We start from the raw sequence: 252 nt of genomic DNA, 5'->3' as shown, positions 1-252 counted from the left end.
GTCTTGTGGGATATTATTATTTCCAATTTTCGGGTTGCTAAACTGGTATTAGGGTCACCGAAAAAATTACATCCTAAATGGTACCGTGTTCCATTAGAAACAGAACATGAGCAAGTAAACTCTTTACTGGCAATGATTATTACCACAACGCCTGGCACGGTCTCTGCCGGTATTGATCAAGAACGTGGCGATATTTTGGTCCACTCTCTTAGCACAGAAAATACTGAAAGTGATGTGCAAGACATCAAACAA

Annotated in this window: 1 protein-coding gene; it reads left to right on the top strand. The window is 40.1% G+C overall.

Annotation, left to right across the window (positions count from 1 at the left end):
• The coding region (locus tag ACG9ZB_RS17645) for a Na+/H+ antiporter subunit E (RefSeq protein ID WP_419326885.1) at nt 1–252 on the top strand (252 nt) is incomplete at both ends.

The sequence above is a fragment of the Acinetobacter johnsonii genome, assembly GCF_048551975.1.
In the GTDB taxonomy this organism is placed as follows: Bacteria; Pseudomonadota; Gammaproteobacteria; order Pseudomonadales; family Moraxellaceae; genus Acinetobacter; species Acinetobacter johnsonii_A.
This window is presented reverse-complemented; position numbering and strand designations above follow the sequence as displayed.